Here is a 24,129-nt window from a genome sequence, read left to right on the forward strand (position 1 = left end):
CTACAATAAGAAGTAGTTAGAGTTTAAAAAAAATTATGCCAGTTGTAGCAGTTAAAACTTACATAGAGTATCGGAATGATGCCTATTGGGTTAAAGGAACTCGGATTTCTCTTGACTCGATCGCCTATGCTTTCCAACAAGGACTATCGCCCGAAACTATTGTTCAGTCTTTCCCACTACTGACACTGGAACAGGTTTATGGCGCGATCGCTTTTTATCTAGCCAACCGCGCTGAAATCGACGCTTACTTAGCCGCCGAAGAAGCTGCATTTGATGCCATGCCTCAACCTCTACAAACCAGCGATCCAGCTTTGTACAACAAACTGATTGCAGCTAAGGCTGCAAGACAGCAGGTGCGATCGTGAATGTGCGCTACCAAGCTGATGCTGACTTAAATCAGGCAATCGTCACAGGATTACTGCGACGAGAATCTACAATCGACTTTCAAACTGCTTTTGCTGCTGGGTTAGAAGGTGTTAAAGATTCCGACGTGCTGGCAATTGCAGCACAGCAAAGACGTGTTCTCGTCAGCCACGATCGAAAAACAATGCCCTCCGAATTTGCTGAGTTCATCACTACGAATCAGAGTGCTGGAGTCATTATTGTTTCCCGAAAAATACCGATGGAAGTTGTCATCGAAGAACTGCTGGTGATTTGGGCTGCATCTAGTGCAGAGGAATGGGTCGATCGTATTGCTAAGCTACCCCTCTGATGCAAAGTAAAACAGATTTTTTACACTATAGCAACCGCTTTTGCGGTTGCTATAAAATTAATTCGACTGAATCTGCGAATTCAAAACCTTAGAAATCCGATCGCGCGTTTCCTCCAAATGAGCCCGCGTATAAGCATCCGCATTCCGATCCAAATTCCGAATACTCTTGCTCAAACCCTCCCGCAACTGCCGCAACTCGTACCAAGCCAAACTCCGCGCATCCTCTGGAACACTGGTTTTTCGCAGCACCATTCCCATCAAAATCGCCAAATGTTCCCGCTGCAAAGAACGCCGAAAAGTTGAAATTTGCATCTTCTTTTCCGCCTGCAAAACCTCTTTCCAGATATCCTTTTGCACAGTATCCAACACTTCCGGCAACCTCAAAGCAGTTTCCGGCGCTGATTTTAACTCCGCATCCCGCAGTCTCGCCAAGCGCGTCGGAGATAGCAAAACCCGCAATACAAACCGCTGCAAAAAAGTAATTCGATCGCCGATCGGGTAATCTAGAGGAAACACCAAAGCCGGACTTCCCCAGTGCTCCCAGCGCGAAGGCGCCAATTTGTTGAGCAATTCCGGCGCAAAACTAAACGCATCCGGCGCAAAAACGTACTTCTCTAAAGTTGCTAAAGCTTCTCGCTGCTGAGAAAGTTCGATCGGCACAAACGGCAACTTCGCATTAGTATCTCCAGGGCGAATCCGATTAAACGACTGTCCCCCCACATACAAAGTCGCATTCATCACCTGCTGAAGATAATACCCGAACACCGAATCAAACATCACCCGCAGTTCGTTATAACCGTCTTCCCCAACCGGAATTCGCTTTTCTAAACGCTGCCACATCGCCCTCGCATTATCCAATTGCCATTGCGAATACCTCAGCATATTGGCGCTGAGATCGAAGGTATTTGCAGCGGGATCGAGAATGTCAACAGAATCCTCATCCGGCGCGTAAGCTAATTGCTGTTCCGCAGCGCGGCTGGCAACTTGTTGCAGCGCTGGTAAATCGCTGTTCGGGTTTACGCCGCCAATCACCTTGTAACCGTACTCGATCGCCCAATCGTCGTAAGGCCCTACAATTGTTGGATAATAGTCGCCCTGCACAGTTCCCTGCGGTGCCAAATTAATCGGCACATAATCCATCACCGACGCAATCATACCTTGCGTGCGAGTTACCTGAGTATTGTTCAAATCTTCAGGTTGCAGCATGGTACTCCCGTGAAAATTGTGCCTCAAACCGAGAGTGTGACCGACTTCGTGGGCAGTCAAAAATCGGATATATTCATTAACATAATTGTCAATCGCCCCACTGCTAGGCGCTGCATTTTCCAACAGATCCATCGACATTGCCCCGATCGCAAACTGCCGGCTAGATTCCAACCCAAAACACATATCCGAACTCGACATCAACCGCGACACAGGCGATCGCTTTTGCTCTTGGTATCTTTCTACCAAAGTCGGCAAATCATCAGCAATTCCACCTCGAGCATTTTCCCCGCTGCTTTTTCCTAAATCCCCATTTTCTAGCACCTGCAAATAGCGAGAATATATCCCGAACTGACAGGGATTGGTATTAGAACCGTTTCGCCCTTGAAAACTCTTAGATACCGATCGATTTTGTTCCACCAAAGACCGATAGCCCTGTTTGATTTGCCGGACAATATTAGCATCCAAAAGAATGTCAGCATCCAAAATTTCCCCCGTCAGCGGGTTGGTGCGAGACGGGCCGATCCCGGCAAACTCAGGCTCAAAAGAACTCGACCAGCGAATAGTATTGTAGCGAACGTCAGCCGGGTCCCATTTAGCATTGTCCGGCATTTGTTTGACCTGAATTGCCTCAGTAAAACCTGCCTTTTCAAAAGCTTTGTTCCACTCCAAAACTCCCTCGCGGATTGCGTTTCGGTATTCCACAGGCACATTATTTTCAATCCAAAAGACGATCGGCTGCACCGGAGGCGACATCGGCGCCGTCGGGATTTGCTTTTGCAAATGCCAGCGATTGATATAGCGCACAAAAGGCTCCCGGCTGCTCTTGTCAGAAAAGTCCTTATATGCTGTCAGAAAATAGCCCACTCGCTCGTCCGCAAGTCTGGGGCGGTAGCCGTTATTTAGCGGCACTTCCGAGAAACTGTAGTGAATGCGGAGGTTAAAAGCCCGACTGTCAGGAACCGAAGGTAAATAGTTAACCGCACTGTCATTATCGCTAGAAAAACCGTAAATAGAAGCAATTTCTACATTCAGCGGAAACGCTTTAACATCTTTAAAATAAGACTTGTCTTCATCGATCGAGTAAGAAGCGCCCAAAATCATCGGCAAAATCGCTTTTACCCCTGGTAAATCGCGCTTTTCGCTCATCAGCAAATCGCCTAAATCGATCAGCAGAGTTTGTCTTTGCGGATGAATGCTTTTGAGCGGCAAAGAATAGAGAATCGACTCGCTAAATGCCCTTTCCACCGAACCAGCTTGCGGGTCGCCCGGACTGGTACGAAAATTGATATTTGGTATGACAAACTGCACGTTATTTTGAACTCGGCGCAGTTGAAACAAGAAATCGCCGATCGGCAATCCGCTAAAAATGCCGCCTTCCCCCAAACCCGAAGCCAATGTCACGAAACACAGGAATTTTTTGTCTAGTTGTTGCTGCGTAATTTCTAGATAAACTTTATTAGTTGCTTGATTGCGGTAAAGGGTAAATAGTCCCTCTAACTTTTGTGCCTCTTTGACAACCTGTTCAAAGGGTTCCAGAGTTTGCTGTTCGCTACTTTGTTCCTGGCTGGGCGGCGGAGAGGATAAAGCTAAAGGTAAAAAGAAACCTTTATACAAACTCCAACAGAAAAATGCTAAAGATAATATAAAAAATATCAAAGGCAGATTTTTTCTGGCACTTTTTATCTGTGTATTTTTGCTAGCTTCAGGAAATATCAATCTTTTCATTTTCAGTAGCCGCAGGAAAGAATAGTTTTGAGATAGTCGCGCCGCACTCGCAACGTTGGGATCGTTAACTTCTAAAATAACTCAAAACTCAAAAGTCAAAACTATTGTTTCGCCGGCCAGGGAATCATGGGATCTTGAGCCAACCGTTTAGAAACTGCAACAGCACCGTAACGGTTGAGGTGGCTGGGGTCGGAAAAAGATTCCCGCGCCTGGGGCCACAATAAACTCTTATCTAGGAAAATTAGTCCGCTTTGAGCTGCTAATTGTTGCATATATTGCCGGAATTCTTGTTCGTAACCTGTCCGCACCGGGTCTAAATAATCTTCGGTCAGAGGCATATTCACAAACACGAGATTGATGTTGCGAACCTTAGTAAATTGGATCAGATTTTTGAGTGCTAGAGCTTGTTCGCCTATCAATTTAAAATCTTGATAGTCGGAGTCGTAGTAGCCAGATACTTTCGGGTGGCTCTGAAAGTAAGTATCAGGATTGAAGCGTATATCGATCGGCAAAAAGCCGTTTGGTTGAAACTCGCTGGTTGGTTTACTCGCAGCAGTGGGCTGGGCATTTTCCGTTGTTTCTGGGCCCAGGGCTGCGGTTTGAGGGATCTCGGTTGCAACAGGGGCTGATGGATTGGCGAGCGATCGCAAAAACCCTTTGAGCCGATCGCGCTTTTTGTAAGTTGCAGAACCCTCCACAAACTTTTGACTCACCAATTGCTGAACGTTAGCTTGAGCTTGTTCCAAATTGTCCACCAATTCAGTGGCAGTCGCCACCGGATTGTTGGCACTCTCTTTCGATCCTTCGGCATCTAATTCATTGGTGCGGATCAGAAAACTACCCCGGGACAATTGCCTGTAACCTTCCGAAGAAGCGATCGCGCTAAAAGTCAAATCCGGCCGCCCGCTGTTGAGAGCCCTCGCCCCGTCCGCCAACACCAGCAATTTTGGCAGTTGTTGCGGCGGCAAAATCCGGCGGACGATCGAATCTACAACCTGGAGAGTAGCTCCATTAACCCCAAAATTGTAAGCCCTCAGCCCCGGGTAGCCCGAAGCTGCCAAAGCTGTTTCCAAAACCGCCGGGTCGATGCCCCGCAGCGCCCTGGAACTACCGACAATTAAAATATCCGGCGGTTTCTTGTGCAGGTGGATGTACTCTTGATAGCGCGCTATCTGGTCGTCAAGCTGCTCGCTCCTCAAAGTAGGGAACACCGGAGGAGCAGAAACATCAGCTACAGGAACGCTAATATTTCCCGGTTTCGTAAACCCAGAGCCATTGAAAGCCTCTTCCTGGTTCGCTTCCGGCGACGGCTGCAACGGAATTCGAGGCAAATTTACCTCCCCAGAAGGGGGAACGGGGTTCGCGGTTTCGTTCGGAAGTCGGGCTGTAACGTCGCCAAAAGCCTTGGGGGATGATTTTTGACAATTTGGGCCGCTGCAAACTTCGGAAGTGCTAGGAGCTTGACTGACCGTCGCAGATTGCAGAAATAAACCGAGGAGCCAATCGGTATTGAAAGTCAGCAGACAGCCGGCGATCGCCCAAATCAAAGCCATGCCGGCGGCGCGATCGGCTCTCACGCCCCCCGGCGCAGCAGCATTTGTTGACAAACCATCGTTGGGGACAAAAAACCCCGAAGCCACAAGCGGTTGCACCGCAGCTTGAACTAACTGCTCGCCCAGATTGTATCCGGGGAGTCTGATTTTGAAGCGGGGCCGCCAGGGGTTGGGCCCGGGCGCATCGAACACCAAATTCTCGCCCAAACCCGAAAAAGCCCCATCATCCGGCGCAAACTCCGGCACAGGTTCCTTTGCCAAGACAGCCAATTGCGAGGGAGCCGGTGCCGAAGTCGCGGCTGATTCCTCGTCAACCGCCGTTCTGAGGTCAATTGCGTAGCGCCACAGGGGCACTTTCTGGCCGGCGCGACGCCCGTAGACTCGCACCCCTGCCAATCCCGGAATTTGTAACTGCCGCAAGAATTTAGCTACCGGCGGCCCTACCTTCGACTGAGAAGGGCAAGTCAGAGCTTCAGTCATGACGTGCAGCACGTCGGCTTTTTGCAGCACGACAGCGCGAATCCCTCCTGTTTCCAGCTTGCGCCTGAGACTAGGGTTGAGCAACCTGTTCAATAAAAAAGTCAGAGCCAATTGGTCGCCCTCGGCCGCCAGCGTTCTGGCGCTTGCAGCCAAGTCGGGGTGGTGGGCTGCTGGCAAGTCCACCCAGTCTATCCACACTGGCGACTCCGGCGCCGCCTGAGAGTCCTTGGCTGGTTCTACGCCGTAGATAGTAGCTGCGCGGATGCCTTGGGGCGCGAAGGAAGCTAACAAAGGGGCGATCGTGTCGGTGGTTTGCTGCTTGTCGGGGTATTCTTGCCGTTTAGGCTTTTGTCCTTTTTTGGCAGTTTTGCTGCAAAACAGGTGGAGGGTTGCTTCTTTGAGGGTGGCCCGCACTTCGACTCTCGATGCTGCCAAGTTTTGGTTTAGCAATTTGGCGATCGCAGGTACGTCTCCCCACCTGGCCCATTCCTTGAGAATTTTGTCCGGCGAAGTCAAATCCACCCGCAGCACCCAGTCCGGCTTCGCTTCGCCGCTCACTTGGCTGCCGATCAGTGCTTCCCGGAAATCCTCTAGTTGCAGTTTCCGCAGCCGGCCGGCGATGGGTTCTGCCAGCAACGAAGGGTCGGGGCTGTAAGCTGACTCGCACAGCACCAGCAGCCGGCGTTCCTTGGGCTTGATATTTTCCGGCGCCTGAGCCGGCAGGTTTTCCCGGCTGCTTTTGAGTTCTTTTTCGCGAATGCTTACTTTTACCGAAACTCCCATCGGCCCGAGGATTTCGCTGAGATAGCTGGCGATCGCATCTGGATAGCCCCGGCGCGCCAAAGTTTCCGGCGAAACCGTCAATGTTCCACCGCGATCGCCCTCGCCTGAGTCGGCTTCGGGGGATTGAATCAAAGCCACCGCGCCGCGGTTCGCTTTCTGCTGCGGGGGGGCGGAACTAAAAGCTTCCCGCGTCGCAGCAGCCGAAGTGTCGATCGTCACGGGGGAAGTTTCAAAAGCTTCTGGGTATTGAATCCGCGAGGCGATGGGAAGACTTTCGGCGTCAAAATCAAGTTCTTCCCGTACTTGCGGCGGGTGGGCCGCTGTTTCTACCGGTTTTGGTGTCTGTTTGAGTTTGCGGTTGTCATTCTTGAATTTGCCGAAAAATCCGCCTTTTTTAGGGCTTGCTGGCGGTTCGCCGTCGGCGGGACTCTCTGGCGGCGGCACTTCGGCAACTTTTGGTTCCGGTTGCTGCGGCTGTTGGTGTCGCTGCGGACTGCTGCAATCGAGCCGGACTGTCCAGTCATTTTGTCGGGAACCGAGTTTGCGGCCGCACAGAAACAACTGGTAAATTTTAGGTCGATCGGGCAGCAGTCGCGTTAAATCAGTTTGTTCGAGGGCGCTGGTAAATCTCGCCGTCACCAATTCTTGAGACGGACACTGCGCTGCTTCGCACAAAATGTGCAGGTGATTTCCCCGCAAACGCGCTTGTACTTGAACTTCGGGAAGCCCTAAAGCTTCTTGCGCCCACTGCGACGCGATCGATCGATTATCTGCCAATATGCTCCCGTTCGCATTCAACATGAAACTCTAAATTTTGCCAAAGCTGGTTTTGTTTTCTAGAAATAGCACAGTTACAGATTTTACAGACAATTATTTTATTTGCCGAGCCTAACCGTTTTGTCAGGTTTAAGCCTTGCTGGGCTTACTGTCTTGCCTTGTATCCCCTCGGCTTCGAGCCGTTGGGGAATAGTGTTTTGATAATACTACCCCGACATTTTGGCACAGATAGACCCAAATTAAGCCTAGCAAGAAGTTATTCGTTATTCCTGATACCGTTTCCGTTTGTATCGGAATAATCATTTTCGGATTGTAGTGCTGTGGTTTCGCTTAGCTGCGCGGAGACAGTCGCACGCTCGATATTCGGAGAGTATCCCGATTTTATACAAAGCCTTTTTTCCGAGTGCGAGCTTAAGATCTGGCGAGAAGATATTTATAGACTTGGCTGCGCGGGGACGATCGCTTGCAGGATCTGATTCGGATGTCACTGGATTTGATATCAAAAGTCATTAGTCATTCGTCAGCAGTCAAGATGATTATTTGCCCTGTAAACTGAGGATTAGGGATTGACACAGGAGGAATTTATGCCGTCGGAAAACCAAGACTTGCTCAAAACTCAAACACCTAACAGTCCAAAGTTGCCAGTTCCCTCAGACATTTTATTGAGCTTGGTCGCTTTACCCATGCTGGGCGGCTTGGTGGTGGCTAAAGCTGCTGCTGAGTTTGTTGCGTCGATCGGCGTTGAAAGCGAAGAAGTTTTTCGGGGTTCGCGCCTCCCCGTGCTCAACTTTCCTCAATCACAGGACTAGAAGGCATAAGGAAGGATGCTTGCAACTAGAAGCTAATTTTTTTCACCCCGCCCAAAAACTTATGTCAGCCCCCGGCTCCTCTGGTGGAAAGTTCAAAATTTTAGACTCTTGTTCAAGCTCCCAGATTCATCTTTGGAGTAAATCTAAAATTGTTCGACTCAGTGTTCGCCGAACCTTTCGCGCCGAAAATCTCAAATTGCAGGTTAACCAATCTTAAAGCTTGACAATCGGTAAAATCCGTGCTGTTAAAATTGGTCTTTCTTTATACCTTGTACATAAATGCCTTCTACTTTCTACGTTGCAATAAGTTGTCTCAAATTTGACTGCAAACAAAAGTGTTTTAGGCGAAACTAAACCATACAATTTTCTTGACACCCGCAGCTATTGAGGAACAGCCCGATGACTTCAGTCCTCCAGTCTTCAGAACAGGCTATTGATGCAACATCTATTTCCCATTCTCCCGCTTACTCAAAATCAGACCTGTTTCTGCGCAATCGCCTCAAAGTAGTAGAGGACTTGTGGGAATCGGTGCTGCGACAGGAGTGCGGGCAGGAATTGGTGGATTTGCTCCAACAAATGCGATCGGTCAATTCCGCCGAGGGACAGGCCACTAACTTTCGCGAGTCGAATGTCGCACAGCTAATCGAAAAGCTCGACCTCAACGCCGCCATCCGCGCCGCTCGGGCTTTTGCACTGTATTTCCAGTTGATCAACATTGTCGAACAGCACTACGAACAGCGAGACCAACAGCTAGCCTACGCTAGCAGCAACGATGCTGGTGGGCGGATGTTTTCTAAACTGCCCGGACAAGCAACGGATGCGCCCGATCGCCCGCGGCACAGGGAAGGCCCCGGCCCCGCCCAAACGGCTCTGAGCAATGCAGACAGCAGCGAGACGATCCCCCGAGACGCCGGAACTTTTCACCAACTGTTCCCGATGCTGCAACGCTTGAACGTGCCTAGCCAACAAATCCAGCGCTTGATCGATCAGTTGGACATCCGCTTGGTATTCACCGCTCACCCGACGGAAATTGTCCGCCACACGATCCGCACCAAGCAGCGGCGAATGGCGAAGATTCTCCAACAGCTAGACCAAGTTGACGAGAAATTTCAGGTGTTCGGGGGCGGCTCTCAAAGCCCCTACCCGGTGTCTTGCTGGGAAGCGGCAGCTCTCCAAGAGCAACTGATGGAAGAAATTCGCCTCTGGTGGCGCACGGACGAACTGCACCAATTCAAGCCGACTGTGCTTGACGAGGTGGAATACACTCTCCACTACTTCGATGAAGTGCTGTTTGATGCGATTCCCGAACTCTACCACCGCTTAAAGCAAGCGCTCCACGCTTCTTATCCTTATCTGAAACCGCCGAGTTACAATTTTTGCAAGTTCGGTTCTTGGGTGGGATCGGACAGGGACGGCAACCCTTCTGTGACTCCGAAAGTTACTTGGCAAACAGCTTGTTATCAGCGCCATTTGGTGCTGTGTAAGTACATCAACGCCGTGAAACGCCTCAATGAACTGTTGAGTTTGTCGCTGCACTGGAGCGACGTGCTGCCGGAATTGCTCGAATCTCTCGATCGCGACAGATCGGAATTTCCCGAGGTTTACGAGCAGTGGGCGATCCGCTACCGCCAAGAACCTTATCGGTTGAAGCTGGCCTACGTGCTGCAGCGGCTGGAAAATACGCGCGATCGCAATTGGCGACTCTACAAAGGAGACGAGTTGCAGCGGGAACGCGAAGCTTTGTCGGAAAATCCCGGAATGACCGGCCTTTATCGATCGGGCGCTGAGTTTTTGATTGAGTTGCAGCTCATCGAGCACAATTTAGTGGAAACTGGTTTGAGCTGTCGGGACTTGGAAAATCTGCTCTGCCAAGTAGAAATTTACGGGTTTAATTTGGCTTACCTAGATATCCGCCAAGAGTCAACAGTACACTCCGACGCTTTGAGCGAAATTGCTGAATACTTGCAAATTTTGCCCAAGTCTTACAATGAAATGTCGGAATGCGATCGAATTATTTGGCTCGCAACAGAACTGCAAACTCGCCGCCCTTTAATTCCCGCAGAATTGCCCTTTTCTCCCAAAACTTGCGAGACGGTCAATACCTTCCGAATATTGCGGCAAATGCAGCAGGAGTTTGGCCCGGAAATTTGCCAAACTTACGTCATCAGCATGAGCCACGATGTCAGCGATTTGCTGGCGGTTTTGTTGTTAGCAAAAGAATCAGGACTTTACGATCCGGCTACAGGAATTAGCAGCATTCAAGTAGTTCCTCTGTTTGAAACGGTGGAAGATTTAAAAAAAGCGCCGGAAGTAATGCAGCAAATCTTCGATCTGCCGCTTTATCGAGCTTTGCTAACAGGAGGATACGCACAGGAACTAGCAGAAAAAAGCGAAGAAAATATCCAATGTCCAATCGAAACTCTCAAATTGCAAGAGGTGATGCTGGGCTATTCAGACAGCAATAAAGATTCTGGTTTCCTCAGCAGCAATTGGGAAATCCACAAAGCTCAAAAGGCTTTGCAAATGGTTGCGGAAAAATACAATGTAGAGTTGCGGATTTTTCACGGCCGAGGCGGTTCTGTAGGGCGCGGCGGCGGGCCTGCTTACAAGGCTATTTTGGCTCAGCCTGGAAAGAGTATTAGCGGGCGAATTAAGATTACCGAACAAGGCGAGGTTTTGGCTTCTAAATATTCTTTGCCGGAGTTGGCGCTTTACAATTTGGAAACTGTGGCGGCGGCGGTAATTCAAGCTAGTTTGCTGCACACTGGTTTTGATGGCATCGACCCTTGGAATGAGATTATGGAGGAGTTGTCGGTGAGATCGCGATCGCACTACCGCCATTTAATCTACGAACAGCCGGATTTAGTCGATTTCTTCCACCAAGTTACCCCAATTCAAGAAATCAGCCAGTTGCAAATTAGTTCTCGCCCCGCGCGTCGCGGTGGCAAAAAAGACATCAGCGGTTTGCGAGCAATTCCCTGGGTGTTTAGCTGGACTCAAAGCCGCTTTTTGCTGCCTTCTTGGTACGGTGTCGGCACGGCTTTGCAAGAATTTTTGCTGGAGGAACCGGAAGAACATTTGAAACTTTTGCAGTATTTCTACTTGAAATGGCCGTTTTTTAGAATGGTAATTTCTAAGGTGGAAATGACTTTATCTAAGGTAGATTTGCAGATTGCAGAACACTACGTGCAGGAGTTAGCTTTGCCGGCTGACAAGGAGCGTTTTCAGACTTTATTCGAGCAAATTGCTGCCGAATTTCACTTGATTCGGGGTTTGGTTTTAACTATTACGGGACACCAGCGTTTGTTGGACGGAGATCCATCCCTGCAGCGTTCGGTGCAGTTGCGAAATGCGACGATTGTGCCTTTGGGTTTGTTGCAGGTTTCGCTGCTGAAACGCTTGCGGCAGCACGGTAGTGGCGGGGTTCCGGGGGTGATTCACTCGCGTTACAGCAAGGGTGAATTGTTGCGGGGAGCTCTGCTGACGATTAATGGAATTGCTGCGGGGATGCGGAATACGGGCTAGGGAAATTGTTTTGAGTTTTGAATTAGTGGTAAGGTGCGCCGAAGCGCACCCTGCTACTGGTAGTTTCAGAATTCGCGCGCCTTTTGTAGTCACAGCCATAGAAAACTGTTCGCTATGCTAGCTGAGATTTTTTTATGTCTAAACGCAAACAGTCTGAAGGTTGTCGCCCGATGCTGCGGCGCACTTTTTTATTTTTAACGGGCCTAGCTTTGGCGCGGGTTGTGGCTGACTATTTTGCGATCGCCCAAAACCGAGATAGCTTCTTGACTCTCATGGGTCAACTGTGGCAAAAGTCACTCGCTTTTTTATCAAGTATACAATCAAATCAAACTCCTCAACCTCTCCCTAACAATCCCATTATAAAATCTGGAAAAACCAATCAACCTCTGCGGAGTAATCCAATTGTAAAATCGCCAGAAAGTTCTCCTGCTGTGCAGCCGGCTCAACCTCAAATTATCAGACGTTCTGCTAAGCAAGCAAAACCTGTACAAGTCAGCAGCCAAAATGTAGCTGGCGCCAGTTTTTATCTAACAACTATTGACCTCGCCGACCCGGAAATTTATATCACAATTGGGTTAGCTAATAATGCAGATTTTGCCAATACTTCTAAAGTAACGCGGGGCGATGAACCTTTTGAAAATATGGTGGCGCGTTACCGGGCTGCTGTTGTTGCTAACGGGACTTTTTTTGGTAAAGATGAGCAGAAATCTGTGCTGGGAAATATGGTGGCGGCGGGTAAGTTTCTGAAATACAGCCGATGGGAAAATTACGGCACGACTTTGGGAATTAAAGCCGGAAATCAATTGGAAATGGTGACGGCTAGAATCGAAGGTAAGCCGGATTGGAGTCAACATTGGTTTTCTCTGACTTGCGGGCCGAGATTGGTTAAAGGGGGGAAAGTTGGGCTGTCTCCTTTGTCGGAAGGTTTTAAAGATTCTCATGTTTTGGGCGTGGGTTCGAGAACGGCGATCGGCTTTCCGGCTTCGAGAGATAAGTTATTCTTGGTAACTTTTCTTGATAGTTTGTCTTTGGAAGCAGAAGCTAAGGTTATGCAGGCGATCGGCTGTTTTGAAGCGATGAATTTGGACGGGGGCGCTTCGGTGGGTTTGGCTCATCAGGGGCAGATTTTATTGCCGCCGGGACGGAATTTGACGAATGTCCTGGTGGTTTACGATCGCGAATATCCGGCGCCGGCTCAGTTAAAGCAGTCCTGGGAACGCTTTCAAAAGGGATCTCGACCTTCCCCCGATCCGTCCGTTTTTTTTGATTAATTTAGCAGAAGGAAGTTCGGCAACGAAGCACGCGATCGGGATGTAATGGATGGAAGAAAGAAGGAAGAAGGAAGTCGGAATCGAGGGAGCATCCCGATTTTGGGTAGTGCTCCCGAGGGAAGGATGAGAGAATTAGAGACAATGCTATAACCAGTGGTTGGGATACGTCCTGTCTGCCGCTAAATTATTAAAGATGACGGCGCACAAGACCAAGATTATTGATCCCTCAAAAGCAGGTGTTAGCAAAAATTTCCAGTCTGGTTTGGTCATCATGACGACTAAGGCAACTGCTCCCGAAGGCGGATGTAGAGTTCTGGTAATCTGCATAATTCCGATCGCACTAGAAACAGCCATTCCCATCGCCCAGGGAGAAGAACCGAGAAATTGCAGAATCATTAAACTGGTGAGAGCAGCTAAGAAATTGCCCCCAATGACATTCCGGGGTTGAGCCAAAGGGCTGTCAGGGACACCAAAAATCAGAACGCTTGTAGCGCCAAACGGAGCCATTAGTAAAGGAGAATTAGTTTTTACAGCAAGATAGGACGTTGCAGTAATTGCCAAAAAGCTGCCAATCCAACTCCAAAAAATATGCCGAGGATGAGGTCTGTCTACTGGGCAGGTCAATGAACACGATCGCCATCTCCCAAAGGTTTTAAACCAATAACTTTCCCATTTCAGTTGAATTTTTTTAGTGTCAATCATAAATCAGGTTAGTTGATAACCAGGCTTCTTAAATTGTCTGAACTAGCCTCCGGTAAAGTTAAGATATCATAACAATTGCTCAAAAAGTAGTTAAAGGCACAGATTTTTTACTTCTATGCCACTCAAGCTGCTAACCACTCGGTTGGAACGGACTAGCAAGTTTGGTCGGTTTTGCAACAGACGTTATCGGCAGTCGCACAACTTCACTGTTAGCCGTCAGAGTTATTGATGAGGGTAAAGCCAGAGGTTATTTGTAAGGTGCGATGCCCAGTAAGCATGAATTGAAAGAACGCACCCACACTTTGGATAAGTCTCTAGTTCAGAATGCGATCGCCGTTTTGTGGTTAGTGCGAGCGAGACGATCGCACTCGGATATAATTACGAACTTAATCTTCGCTACGGAGAGTTTTGCCACTCGGCGGTAAGCTTGCGGAAATTGTATTGAGACGCGCCGGGGTGACAAGTAACGCAACTGCTGATATTTGCGGGTTGTGGCAGTTTGACTTTGGGGTGCAGAGCTTTGAAATAGCGAGAGTTAGCGACTCGATAGGCGAGCTCTTCGTCTTTGGCTTGGGAACGGGAAAAAGTTTGCAGGTAGTTCCAGACTAGCAGACGGCGCGGGTCTACTAGCAGTTTGATGGTTTGCCCGTAGTGTTGGGAATCTTGCAGCAATCGGCGCCAGGTTTCTGTAGGTAAGACTTGCGGCGGTAAACCGATGTGACAGGTGGCGCAGTTTTCTAGGTACAGTTGCTGTCCGAGTTGGTAGCGTTCGGGGATGCGATCGACAGTGCCATTATCCTCAATTGCAGAGACTTGAGCAAGTCGCGCCGGAGTGTTGGAGCCGGCTGTCTGGGCTGCTACCCATCCGCCTCCGGTACAGCAGACAATTATCAACACCAGCAAAGTTGAGTAAAGCCCCCGCAAGCCACGAGAGCGACGCTTCTTGGGGGGGGTTTTGTGGTTCATGGTGTTTCTGCCTTCTCGCTGCTAATTTTTGCCTTCGGTCGGCGGTTTTTGTGAGCCTGCATTGATTTGTTGCCTAAATCACTGGTATGCTCATGCCTTCGCGGGCCAAGCAGCCATTGGCGAACGCGGCCTGCACGTCTGCTTCGACGCGATCGAGAAAATTGTCGTCGTGACCCGGATCGTGGTGAAACATCACGATTTTTTTGACTCCAGCAGCTTTCGCTATTTCTACTCCTGCTTGCCAAGTCGAGTGTCCCCAGCCGACTTTTGGGGTATTGAAGTCGTAATACTCTTCGTTGGTGTAGTTAGCGTCGTAAATCAGCACGTCGGCGTCGCGAGCTAGGTGTACCACATTGTCGTCGAGCCGATCGGGAAAATGTTCTGTATCGGTGCAGTAGACCGCTGTGTGTCCCTCCCAGGTGACTCGATATCCGATCGCGGTGTTGGGATGGTTCAGCAGTGCCGTTTCTATTTTCACATCGTCGAGTTCGAGAATATCCCCAGGGGTCAAATCGTTGAATTTGAGGTCTGACTGCATTACTTGGATGGGGACGGGAAAATTGGGGTGCAGCATTTGGTCGGCAAGACGGTGTTTGATTGTAGTGCCGTTGGGGGCGATCGCACCGTAAATGTGAAAGCAGTTCCCCGGGATAAAGGCGGGAGTAAAGAAGGGAAACCCTTGAATGTGATCCCAGTGAGTGTGGCTGAAAAACATATGGGCTTCCACCGGCATTTGCCGCAGCAGGTTGAGGCCTAGAACTCGCAGACCTGTGCCGCCGTCAAAAATCAGGCGTTTTTTGCCCAAGCGCATTTCTACGCAAGAGGTGTTGCCTCCGTAGCGAATTGTTTTGGTGCCGGGGGTGGCGATGCTGCCCCGCACGCCCCAAAACTGAACGACAAACTCAGTCAAAGGACTATTTTCCATAGTGGCTTTGCCATCTGAAGGCTGTGGGTTGGGTAGAGAGGGTGGGGAATCTGGCATCTTTTTTAGCTTTGGGGGCAGGAACTTGGGAGTTAAAATCTTAGTTTTTAGTGTTTAGTTTTTAGCAATCTGTACTATAAAGCGCTTTATGGGGAAACCATCCGGGTGCCGAACACTTGGGCTGTTAAAAACCTAAACCGTACCGGTTGGTGTAGGAGATGTCACGCTTGAGAGATTATTTTTTCCACCGTGCGGGCTGCCCGGCGTGTTCTGTGTTCTGAGATTAAGATAGCGCCGAACAAGATTGTTCGGGTAAAATTTCCTCAAATGTAGAACGCATTCTCTATGGGTAGAATTTTCGCTCGATCTTACTCTAGGAGTAGTATTTTTTTCAAGATTGAAGTCGGGCCGCGGTTTTGAGGAATGCCGTTCCGGTGACTCGGCATTCACGACTGATTTGACATTCTAGCCACCCGTTCCTCGACTGCATCCCTAGACGTGCAGCGATCGCCTTAAGTTCGGCCCCCTGAGTTTTTAGTCGGGTTGCAGTCGAGGAGTGCGGGCTAGGGGCTTATTTGCGATCGGCTGCGATGCACTTTTCCACTAACGGCATTACTTGATCTACATCTTGCCAACCCAGAATTTCTGTGACTTTTTTCTCCAAATTTTTATAGGTTCTAAAAAATTCGGCTATTTCGTCCAAGCGGTGGGGGGCTACGTCTTTGAGGGACTTATAGTGAGCGTAGCGGGGGTCCTTGTCGGGAACGCAAAGCAGTTTTTCGTCCCTGTCGCCTCCGTCGATCATTTCCAGCATCCCGATCGGACGGGCTGCGATGATGCACCCTGGAAATGTGGGCTCATCCATCATTACCATGCCGTCGAGGGGGTCGCCATCATCGGCTAAGGTATTGGGTATGAAGCCGTAGTCGCACGGATATTGGACTGAGGAATAAAGCACCCGATCGAGAGCAAAGGCTTGCAAGTCTTTATCAAATTCGTACTTGTTTTTGCTACCGGCGGTAATTTCGATGAGGACGTTGAGCAGTCCTGGTTTCGGCTGTGCCGGAATTAGCGATAAGTCCACAACAATATCTCCAAGTTAACAGATGATTGGGATGAGTGCTACTTGCCAAATCCCTTTGATAGCATTTTACGGGCGATCGGGGCCGACGGTTGCATGAGATTGAGAGAAAGCGGGGGAGTGCGATCGGGGTTAGACAATTTGAGGATGAGGCTTGTGGGGTGTCCCGCCTGCGTGGCAAATACACCGGAGGGGCGGGACGCCCATCCCACAGTTTGAGAGGGGAATGCTTTGTTTGGGCGAGGGAGATATTTTCAGAACCATTTATTTTTTTTACCGTCTGTCAAAGTTCTTTGAATTTTCAATCCCAACCACTGGCTTAGTTCTGTCGCTAACCACTCGATTTCTGATTCACTTAGTCCCTGCTTCACTCCTAATCGATATTTTTGGTGGCCGGTTTGAATAATCATCTGAGAAACTTTGTATAATTCTGGTCGCTTATCGGGCATAAGAGATTTAATTTCTTCAATTTCCAACTGGCAAATGTCCGGTCTGGGGGCTGCCTTGGAATTATTCCATCTCAATCCGAGCAGATGGCTGCTATAGGAGATTTGCTGGCGATCGATTCTGAGACGCAATTTCCGGAATATTGCAAACAGAAAGATGACTCCTACCGCACCTAAAAAAAAACTTCCTGATATTAGCATAAATTGGTGATTTATCTCTGAATTATATGTGGAAATATATGCGGAAAAAACACCAGGCAATAAGAAAATACTCGCAGGTACTGCTGCAGAAAGCAGGGCAATTAAACCAAAACCGATTCCTTGTGGCGGAATTACAATTTCTATAAACTCCGAATTTTTTGTTAGTTTAATATCGCTGCCTGGTGGCTGCTGCACCACCATAGGACTTTTGTGGATAGGGCGGGGATTTTTGAGCGATAGCCATGCTTCTCCAGCCGAAGATAACCGTTTTTCCAAACTCGGTTCGGTCATCCACCCCAGCCAATCAATTAAACTAGGATTGAGGTGCGAAACCCGATCGGCAAATTGAATTTTCAAATCCTGCTGTGACAGTTCGGTGGGATGCAAACCCGTTACCAAATAAATTAAAGTTGCACCTAAACCGTAGAGATCAGAAGCCGGGACGGATCGCCCGCCAAATTGTTCAGGTGCCATATATCCATAGGTTCCTACTACTGTAATTGTACCGCCAAATTTTGCAGCTTGGTTCTGCACCGATCCGAAATCAACTAAATAAACTTGTCCGACAGTGTGGGCAGATCTGCTATGCAGTAAAATATTGCTGGGTTTAATATCGCGGTGAATAACAGGCTGCTCTTGCTCCTCGTGCAAATAAATCAAAATTTCTAACAGCGATTTAGCTAATTGTTTCACCTCGCTTTCGCTAAAAGTACGCCCCGATCGCAAATGCTCTTCTAAAGTTTTTCCCTCTACATATGTCTGTACTAAAGCAAATCCTTTACTGTCTGGTTCGTCAATTTCCAAGTAGTCGAGGTAGCGGGGAATTGATGGGTAAGAAAGCGATTTTAAAGTTTCCGCTTCCCGTTCAAATAGTTTGAGGTCTTGCCATTCAAAATCGCCACCGAGGAATAGCTGTTTGATGACAACTAATTCTTGAGTTTGCAAATCACGAGCTAGCAGCGTTTGGCGACCTGTTTGTTTTCCCAGTTGTCGCTGCACTTCGTAGCGTTCTGCTAATATTTTGCCAGTCATGTTTTTGACCTTAATTTTAGCTTGACATTAAACATTCTTTTTTTTATTCCCAACTTTACCAAGCAGCCGAATATCTGGGTCTAGATATTATTACCTATGTGAGATTACTGTCTGCTTGCTTTTTGATACCATCGGGTAATAGAATCAGTAATTGATCCCATTGAAAATCCTGTAATTAGTGACGGCGCCAGCACAAACATAATATTGAAACCATAATATGCCCTCATCTTCGGTGTCATGTCAAAGAAAAAGAAAAAAATGCTTGTTGAAGTACAGAGTACAATACTAATTGCAGTTAAAACCTGTCGGTAAAGTTTGGGATTAGTTAAGGGTAAAAACCACAAGCGCGTCACAACTCCTATCATTATTCCATTCCCCAAACCCAGACTAAAACCGAGACAAAATCCTTCGATAATTGTCTCCACATCTCGATACAGAAAGACTCTGTAAATTGCTGTACAAATTCCTACAGCTATAGTTCCTGCCGCAGTGCTACGCCCGATCGCATTATTGAACAAACTAGAGGTATCTACCGTTTTTCCCTGTCTCAATGGCAGGGAATATTTATGTATTTGCTGTGGTTTTTCGAGAACTTCTTTTGCGATCTGGACTGAGGCGGGACGGCGATCTAAACTGGGATGTGTCATCCACTTCAGCCAATTGGTAAAAGCGGGACTTAGTTGGGTGAATTGCTCGAATTCGATCTGCAAATCTTGCTGCGGTAAATCGGCTGGATGCTGCTTGGTAATTAAGGCGATTAATGTTGCTCCCAAGCCGTACAAGTCGGAAGCGGGAACCGCCCTCCCGCCAAATTGTTCTGGCGGCATATAGCCGTAGGTTCCGACAACGGTGACTGTTTTCCCTTGTTGGGTTGCTAGAGTTTGAACTGCACCAAAATCGACTAGGTAGACTTCGCCGACGCTGTTGCCCGATCGATTCTTGAGTAAGATATTGCTGGGTTTAATGTCGCGGTGAATCACCGGGGGCTGTCGCTGGTGCAGGTAGGCGAGGATGTCTAATAATGCTGTTGCTAATTGTTTGACTTCGCTTTCGCTGAAGGTGCGGCCGTCTGAAAGATATTCTTGTAGGGATTTGGCTTCGATGTAACTCTGAACTAGGGCGAATCCTTTGCGGTTGGGAGTGTCGATTTCAAAGGAGTCTAAATATCGGGGAATTGCAACATGGGATAGGGATTTTAAGGTTTCGACTTCTCGCTCGAACAGTTTTAAGTCTTCCCAGTTAAAGTCGCTGCTGAATGAGAGGAGTTTGACGACTACTTGCTGTTGCGTTTTTAAGTCGCGGGCGAGTAAGGTTTGCCTTCCTGCTTGCTTGCCGAGCCGCCGATCGCACTGATAGCGATCGGCTAATATTTCTTTTGACAAATCGCCGATGTTTTGTCCGCTCATGTTCTCTTGCCCTAGAACCGATTAAACCTAGTGTAGTTGACAAAAGTGCAATAATCGGAAATGTTCGGGCTGCGGCAAAAAATTTTTATGTCAAAGGGCAACCGCCTTTAATAGCCAGCGATCTCGCACAATAAAGACGCGCCTGATTTAAGCTTGAATTTAATTTTCGATTTGCTTGTAAATTGACTGCACTACGTCGAGCAGGCTCAAGACTTGCTGCCATTCGGGGGCATCGGGGTTGTAGCTTTTGGCGCGCTGAGTTTTCAAACTGTGGTGCAATAGGGAAAGCAGCGCGTCTGGAGACTGTAAGGAATTTTCATCTTCATCTGCTGGGGTTTCGGCTGCATTTTCTTCGATGTCTTCTTTAATTTTTTGTGCTCGATCGGCGAGGGCTAAAGCTCTGCCTGCAAGGTTTTCCGGCATTTTAGGCTGTGCGGACAAAGACGCGCTGGTTAGTTCTACCAATAGTTGGCAGACTCGATCGACCCATTCGCGATCGTTTACTGAAAAGGAACCTGATTTGAACACTTGCCCGTCAGGTCTTTGTTGAATGCTTTGTACCTTCTGGATCAGAGGGATGGCCTTAACAGTGATATTTTCCGGGATTCTGGGGATATCTGACAGGGAGCTCCGAGCAATCTCCAGCAATAGTTGGTAAACATGATCTACCCACTCAACATCTCCTGATTGCGAATTCCAATTATTCATAACTGACGCTAGTGATTTTCTATATCTAAGACTCGAACATTGACTATCTGCGAAGGAAGCTCTTTTTAGGAGCCGCTAACGCTATTAAGACTTACGCGGACCGGGTGAGAAACCCGGTTTTCGATCGGATGTTTCGTCGCCTTTCTCCAAGATTTTTCTCAGAAACCGGCTAACGCTGCCGCAAGTCTTAACTATTTTTAAGCGCTTCAAATACTAGAAGTGCTAAGTTTGTTGCGGTAGGTAGTGCGAACGAAACAGGTAGGGCGAAACACAGGCATCTGGCTTGCGAGTTCAAATCCGGTTATCTAACCATAATACCTGTTGGAGCTTCTTTATAATTAATCTCAATAGGATATTGAGGTTAATGGGTGGTCGGATGGGAGGCGCACCCCGATCGCGATTGCCCCCGCCCCCCCGGAACCCTGGCGCCACCGCCAGCATTTGCTGTGGGCCACTGTTATTTTTCTGTGAGATTCCAGACCCCATCCCAGTTGAGTACGTCTGAAAAACGATGCTTAAATAACATACAGCGATCGACGTGCAATTTAGCTGCCTTGTTTTTCGGGTCAACATCCAGAACGGCGTTAAATTCGCGTTCGGCGTCTGTAAAAGCTTGCTGGGCTTTTGGTTCTAAGGCTTTCTTAAACTCGCTCAGCACTTTTTTAACTTGATCGAGTCCGAGATTTTCAAATTCCTCATCTAACATTTCTGCAACTGTCTCCGAGGCCCGACTTTTAATTTTAGCCTGCAATAGCCGCCTGATCTCTGCGGCTTTCAGCCTCTTGATTTTGGGATTTGATGGTTCTAAGATGTCTGCTTCCAACAGCTTTTTGACTTCGCCTTCTTGCAAGTTTTTAATCTCCTCTGCTGATAGCGAGTTGATTTTTGCTTGCAGCAGCATTTTGGCTTCCTCTTCCGAGAGGTTTTTGATGCCTTCAAATTTCAGCAGTTGGATTTCTGTCTGCAACAGTACGATGAGTTTGTCTGCTTCGGACAGGTTTTTGGGGTCGTACTCTGACAGCTTTTTCAGTTGATTTAACAGGTTCTTGAGCTCGTGTTCCAACTGTTGCTCTACAAAATTGTTGGGCAGTTTCTTAATCTCTGCCTCTGGCATGGAGGCGACCTCATTTAAGATGTTTTTCACCTCACTTTCTGAGAGTCTTTGGGTGACTGGAGTTTTGTAATGTTCGCGCCCCTTGGTGTAATGTTCTATAATTTTTTGCTGTTTTTCGGTTAGTGACTTGCCCACTGGCGAGTATCCCTCGCGGATGCCGACGAGTTCGTAAACGATTACGGGTTCGCTTTTGCCCTTGACAGTAATAAAGTCGAGTTCTCGCACGTAGAGCCGATCGGCATAATCTCTGTAAGTATTGTCGCTGATGATCAAGTCGGTGCCGTACTGTTTGCTGGCGCCTTCTAAGCGAGAGGCAAGGTTTACGCCGTCTCCGATCGAAGTCAATTCCATGCGTTTGCTACTGCCGATGTTGCCGCTGACAACTTCATCGGAATTTACGCCCATACCGATGCCGATCGGCAGTTCGCCATTTGCCACGCGATCTTGATTGAACTCTGCCAGTTTTGCCCGCATTTTCACTGCTGTTTGCATAGCGCACCAAGCATGATCCTCTAGGGGTGCTGGAGAGCCAAAAACTGCCATCAGAGCGTCGCCGATGTATTTGTCGAGAGTCCCTCCGTACTCGAATACGACATCTACCATCACTTCAAAATATTTATTGAGCATCACTATGACTTCTTCGGCTTGCAATTTTTCCGTAAGTGTGGTATAGCTGCGAATGTCTGAGAACAGCACGGAAACGTTTTTGCGCTTGCCGCCCAATCCAGTATCCCCTGAAGCTAACAAAGCTTCGGCTACTTCTGGGGTCATGTAACGGTACATCAAGTTTTTGACTTGCTTGGCGCTGCTAATATCTTCCATGACAACTAATGCGCCGTTGACCTTGCTGGAGTCGGTAGCGTCGGTCATTGAGTTAATCGAAAGATTGATACTCTGCGATTTTCCTTTAAAGGAGAGCAAAACTTGATCGGGGTAATACTGCTGGCGGTCGTTATCGTCTTCGGGGCACAAAGACGCATCGAACCATTTGGCAAAATCGCCTTTTTCTAACTTAATTAACTCGCGCACAGATTGACCTTCGGCTAATTCTGCCTCGCTGACACCCAGTAATTTTTGGGCACTGGGATTGGTCGCTACTATATTGCCTTTTTTATCTGTAGAAATCACGCCGTTAGTCAATGCGTGCAGCATATCTTTTTGTCTTTGTTCTTGCTGTTTGACTTCTGCAAACAGTTTGGCGTTTTGCAGGGCGACTCCTGCTTGGATGTTAAACGCCTTCATAAATTCCAGGTCGTTGCGATTGAAACTCGCTTTCCACTGATCGGGGGCGTGCGGCCAATCTTCCGGGTTGTAGGGCGGAAAATCTCCTTGTCGTTTTTTATTAACTAATTGGGTGACACCAATCAATTTGTGGTTGGAGTTAAACACCGGCATACACAGCATACTGCAAGTGCGATACCCCGACTTTTGATCCACTTCTTTGGAAATTGCAGCGCGGGGATCGTCGTACACGTCGAAGGGAATCAGCAGCGGTGCACTGGATTGGGCGACGATGCCTGCGAAACCGGCTGTTCTGGGTATGCGAATTTCTTGAAGTTGACCTGCGATCGGGATTTTTGTCCACAGTTGATTTCTATCTTCGTCAATTAGCCACAGGGTGCTGCGATCGGCGTTCATCAGTTCTTGGGCCTGATCCATCACCCGCTTTAGGGTATCTTCTAAGTCTAAACTGCTCTGAGAAAGAGCGTTGACGGCGTTCATCAGCGCTGTCGCCGCACGTTGTCTTTGAGTTGCTGCGTAAAAAGATTTAGAAGACTCTAGAATTAGACGAATCGACGGGGCAAATTCTCGAAAAACTTGTTCGTCTTCTTGAGTAAAACCTACCTTATCAATCTGTGATTCTAAAGTACCATAATGTTCGTGGTTGGGCTTGAGTTTATTAATCAGTTGAATGACTGCTACTAACTCTCCTGTTTCTTCGTTTATCAGGGGCATCGCCAGCATTGTATAAGTGCGATATCCTGTTCTTTCGTCAGTTTTTTTGGCGTTAGCCGATCGGGGGTCGTTATAAAAATCATAAGGAATGTTCACCACTTTTTTCTCTGTGGCTACTTCTCCCGCAATGCCCACATGGGCGGGAAATCGGAGCTCTAGGTTGTTGCCATTTTCGTCTTTAGCGACTCTGGCCCAGAGTTCATTTTTTTCGTCGTCTAATAAATATATCGTGCTGCGATCGGCATTTAGCAATTCCCCGGTTTTGAGGGTAATCGACTGCAACATTTCGTTAAGGATGGCGTCAAATCCCTGGCTGTCAAGGATATTGTCGAGCATTCCCAGCGTTTGATTGACAACCCTCAGTTTTTCCTCTACTTCCCTGGCGACTCCTTTAAAACTATCCTTGTTTAAGGGTGCGAGGAAACTGGAGAAGTTTCCTTGGCTTTTGACGATTTGATTATTACTAGAGGGATAATGAGAATACTGTTCCTGATGATTTTCAGTTACAGGAGTAAAATCATCCTTTTCACTGACAACAGTGGCCTCTACTGTCATTGTCATGTTGTTTTCCATAGCTGGCAGATTGGGAGATGCAGATGTCATAGACCTTTACAGAATCTTAAGCGTAAGGGTTAGTCTCTAAGCTAGGAGAGCGGGCAAGTTCATTAGTGAGTCACCTGTCGCACAAAACTCAAGTATGTGTGAAAGTATTTCCCAGTTTACAGAACTCCGACCACAGGGCAAGGGCAATTCA

At 48.2% G+C, this 24,129-nt stretch carries 17 protein-coding genes; 7 read left to right on the forward strand and 10 right to left on the reverse strand.

The features are described from left to right. The first annotated feature begins 35 nt into the window (after positions 1-35). Positions 36-365 carry a DUF433 domain-containing protein gene (locus tag QUA20_RS05915; protein ID WP_333186407.1) on the forward strand — a complete coding sequence of 110 codons (330 nt, stop codon included), beginning with the start codon at positions 36-38 and terminating at the stop codon, positions 363-365. Next, positions 362-712 carry a DUF5615 family PIN-like protein gene (locus QUA20_RS05920; RefSeq protein WP_333186410.1) on the forward strand — a complete coding sequence of 117 codons (351 nt, stop codon included), beginning with the start codon at positions 362-364 and terminating at the stop codon, positions 710-712. The genes QUA20_RS05915 and QUA20_RS05920 overlap by 4 nt, the downstream gene beginning before the upstream one ends. Before the next feature lie 57 nt (positions 713-769). On the opposite strand, the gene QUA20_RS05925 is transcribed toward QUA20_RS05920, so the two are convergent. After that, positions 770-3,643, reverse strand: a complete 2,874-nt coding sequence (locus QUA20_RS05925; RefSeq protein WP_333186412.1) for a zinc-dependent metalloprotease — start codon at positions 3,641-3,643, stop codon at positions 770-772. A 101-nt stretch (positions 3,644-3,744) separates the two neighbouring features. After that, positions 3,745-7,260: a hypothetical protein gene (locus tag QUA20_RS05930; protein WP_333186415.1), complete on the reverse strand. Its 3,516-nt coding sequence runs from the start codon at positions 7,258-7,260 to the stop codon at positions 3,745-3,747. Between the two features lie 560 nt (positions 7,261-7,820). Between QUA20_RS05930 and QUA20_RS05935 the strand changes: the two genes are divergently transcribed. From QUA20_RS05935 to QUA20_RS05945, 3 genes are all read left to right on the forward strand, one after another. Further along, positions 7,821-8,045, forward strand: coding sequence for a hypothetical protein (locus QUA20_RS05935; protein WP_333053485.1), 225 nt, complete (start codon positions 7,821-7,823; stop codon positions 8,043-8,045). A gap of 399 nt (positions 8,046-8,444) precedes the next feature. Beyond that, entirely contained in the window at positions 8,445-11,570 is a 3,126-nt protein-coding gene (gene ppc / locus QUA20_RS05940; protein ID WP_333186418.1) for a phosphoenolpyruvate carboxylase, read from the forward strand. Between the two features lie 134 nt (positions 11,571-11,704). Next, positions 11,705-12,841, forward strand: coding sequence for a phosphodiester glycosidase family protein (locus QUA20_RS05945; RefSeq protein WP_333186420.1), 1,137 nt, complete (start codon positions 11,705-11,707; stop codon positions 12,839-12,841). A 144-nt stretch (positions 12,842-12,985) separates the two neighbouring features. On the opposite strand, the gene QUA20_RS05950 is transcribed toward QUA20_RS05945, so the two are convergent. Further along, positions 12,986-13,543 carry an HPP family protein gene (locus tag QUA20_RS05950; protein ID WP_333186422.1) on the reverse strand — a complete coding sequence of 186 codons (558 nt, stop codon included), beginning with the start codon at positions 13,541-13,543 and terminating at the stop codon, positions 12,986-12,988. 263 nt (positions 13,544-13,806) lie between these two features. On the opposite strand from QUA20_RS05950, the gene QUA20_RS05955 reads away from it, so the two are divergent. After that, positions 13,807-13,968, forward strand: coding sequence for a hypothetical protein (locus tag QUA20_RS05955; RefSeq protein ID WP_333186423.1), 162 nt, complete (start codon positions 13,807-13,809; stop codon positions 13,966-13,968). Here the strand turns inward: QUA20_RS05955 and QUA20_RS05960 are convergent. The 3 genes from QUA20_RS05960 to QUA20_RS05970 form a co-directional block, all read right to left on the reverse strand. Continuing rightward, positions 13,940-14,509, reverse strand: coding sequence for a diheme cytochrome C (locus QUA20_RS05960; RefSeq protein WP_333186426.1), 570 nt, complete (start codon positions 14,507-14,509; stop codon positions 13,940-13,942). The two genes, QUA20_RS05955 and QUA20_RS05960, sit on opposite strands and share 29 nt — an antisense overlap. A gap of 73 nt (positions 14,510-14,582) precedes the next feature. Further along, entirely contained in the window at positions 14,583-15,491 is a 909-nt protein-coding gene (locus tag QUA20_RS05965; RefSeq protein ID WP_333186429.1) for an MBL fold metallo-hydrolase, read from the reverse strand. 511 nt (positions 15,492-16,002) lie between these two features. Next, positions 16,003-16,515, reverse strand: coding sequence for an inorganic diphosphatase (locus QUA20_RS05970; RefSeq protein ID WP_333186432.1), 513 nt, complete (start codon positions 16,513-16,515; stop codon positions 16,003-16,005). 42 nt (positions 16,516-16,557) lie between these two features. Between QUA20_RS05970 and QUA20_RS05975 the strand changes: the two genes are divergently transcribed. Next, complete coding sequence (locus QUA20_RS05975) at positions 16,558-16,731, forward strand: hypothetical protein (RefSeq protein ID WP_333186435.1); 174 nt, start codon at positions 16,558-16,560, stop codon at positions 16,729-16,731. Positions 16,732-16,766: 35 nt separating this feature from the next. Here the strand turns inward: QUA20_RS05975 and QUA20_RS05980 are convergent, their stop codons facing one another. The 4 genes from QUA20_RS05980 to QUA20_RS05995 all read right to left on the reverse strand — a co-directional run bounded on the left by QUA20_RS05980 (position 16,767) and on the right by QUA20_RS05995 (position 23,978). Then, the gene (locus tag QUA20_RS05980) at positions 16,767-18,191 is read right to left on the reverse strand and encodes a serine/threonine-protein kinase (RefSeq protein WP_333186438.1); all 1,425 of its coding nucleotides are present in this window, start codon (positions 18,189-18,191) and stop codon (positions 16,767-16,769) included. A gap of 104 nt (positions 18,192-18,295) precedes the next feature. After that, entirely contained in the window at positions 18,296-19,597 is a 1,302-nt protein-coding gene (locus QUA20_RS05985) for a serine/threonine-protein kinase (RefSeq protein ID WP_333186441.1), read from the reverse strand. Between the two features lie 159 nt (positions 19,598-19,756). Next, a complete protein-coding gene (locus tag QUA20_RS05990) occupies positions 19,757-20,305 on the reverse strand; it encodes an inorganic pyrophosphatase (RefSeq protein WP_333186442.1) in 549 nt (182 codons plus the stop codon). Positions 20,306-20,762: 457 nt separating this feature from the next. Continuing rightward, on the reverse strand, positions 20,763-23,978 hold the full coding sequence (locus QUA20_RS05995; protein ID WP_333186445.1) for a GAF domain-containing protein: 3,216 nt from the start codon (positions 23,976-23,978) through the stop codon (positions 20,763-20,765). Between the last annotated feature and the right edge of the window lie 151 nt (positions 23,979-24,129).

It is taken from the genome of Microcoleus sp. Pol7_A1, from assembly GCF_036701085.1.
Classification (GTDB): Bacteria; Cyanobacteriota; Cyanobacteriia; order Cyanobacteriales; family Microcoleaceae; genus Microcoleus; species Microcoleus asticus.

What these genes read in the sequence shown, in the direction of transcription:
- QUA20_RS05965 (WP_333186429.1), bottom strand. Translation starts at nt 15,491, where the DNA reads ATGCCAGATTCCCCACCCTCTCTACCCAACCCACAGCCTTCAGATGGC.
- QUA20_RS05930 (WP_333186415.1), bottom strand. Translation starts at nt 7,260, where the DNA reads ATGTTGAATGCGAACGGGAGCATATTGGCAGATAATCGATCGATCGCG.
- ppc (WP_333186418.1), top strand. Translation starts at nt 8,445, where the DNA reads ATGACTTCAGTCCTCCAGTCTTCAGAACAGGCTATTGATGCAACATCT.
- QUA20_RS05995 (WP_333186445.1), bottom strand. Translation starts at nt 23,978, where the DNA reads ATGACATCTGCATCTCCCAATCTGCCAGCTATGGAAAACAACATGACA.
- QUA20_RS05955 (WP_333186423.1), top strand. Translation starts at nt 13,807, where the DNA reads ATGCCCAGTAAGCATGAATTGAAAGAACGCACCCACACTTTGGATAAG.
- QUA20_RS05990 (WP_333186442.1), bottom strand. Translation starts at nt 20,305, where the DNA reads ATGAATAATTGGAATTCGCAATCAGGAGATGTTGAGTGGGTAGATCAT.
- QUA20_RS05980 (WP_333186438.1), bottom strand. Translation starts at nt 18,191, where the DNA reads ATGACTGGCAAAATATTAGCAGAACGCTACGAAGTGCAGCGACAACTG.
- QUA20_RS05945 (WP_333186420.1), top strand. Translation starts at nt 11,705, where the DNA reads ATGTCTAAACGCAAACAGTCTGAAGGTTGTCGCCCGATGCTGCGGCGC.
- QUA20_RS05985 (WP_333186441.1), bottom strand. Translation starts at nt 19,597, where the DNA reads ATGAGCGGACAAAACATCGGCGATTTGTCAAAAGAAATATTAGCCGAT.
- QUA20_RS05960 (WP_333186426.1), bottom strand. Translation starts at nt 14,509, where the DNA reads ATGAACCACAAAACCCCCCCCAAGAAGCGTCGCTCTCGTGGCTTGCGG.
- QUA20_RS05935 (WP_333053485.1), top strand. Translation starts at nt 7,821, where the DNA reads ATGCCGTCGGAAAACCAAGACTTGCTCAAAACTCAAACACCTAACAGT.
- QUA20_RS05925 (WP_333186412.1), bottom strand. Translation starts at nt 3,643, where the DNA reads ATGAAAAGATTGATATTTCCTGAAGCTAGCAAAAATACACAGATAAAA.
- QUA20_RS05915 (WP_333186407.1), top strand. Translation starts at nt 36, where the DNA reads ATGCCAGTTGTAGCAGTTAAAACTTACATAGAGTATCGGAATGATGCC.
- QUA20_RS05950 (WP_333186422.1), bottom strand. Translation starts at nt 13,543, where the DNA reads ATGATTGACACTAAAAAAATTCAACTGAAATGGGAAAGTTATTGGTTT.